At 73.1% G+C, this 379-nt stretch carries 1 protein-coding gene; it reads right to left on the bottom strand.

The genetic code is table 11. The features are described 5' to 3' along the window. Positions 1-379, bottom strand: a 379-nt coding sequence (locus tag G3I71_RS50090) for an ABC transporter substrate-binding protein (protein WP_239149838.1), incomplete at both ends; no start/stop codon positions are given.

The raw sequence follows: 379 nt of genomic DNA, 5'->3' as shown, positions 1-379 counted from the left end.
CGAGGGAGGAGGTCAGCAGCAGGTACTGGTCGAAGTCCGGGTCGGCCGGGGAGCCGCCGCCGGCGAGGACGGCGTCGGTCTTCATGCGGGGCTCGATGACCTCCCAGGTCCCGGCCTCGGTCCTGACCTCGATGCCGGCCTTCTTGGCGTCGGAGGCGAAGGCGAGGGCGTGGTCCTGGCGGAGCTTGTCGCCGGAGGGGTACCAGAGCGGGAAGGCGGCGCGGACGCCGTCCTTGACGCGGATGCCGTCCTCGCCCGCCTTCCAGCCGGCGTCGTCGAGGATCTTCTTCGCCCTGTCAGGGTCGTACGGGCGCTCGGTGCCTGCGGTGAACCAGGGGCTGCCGACCGGGACCGGCCCGTAGGCGGCCTTGCCGGCGCC

This window comes from Streptomyces sp. SID12501, from assembly GCF_010550245.1.
Classification (GTDB): Bacteria; Actinomycetota; Actinomycetes; order Streptomycetales; family Streptomycetaceae; genus Streptomyces.
This window is presented reverse-complemented; position numbering and strand designations above follow the sequence as displayed.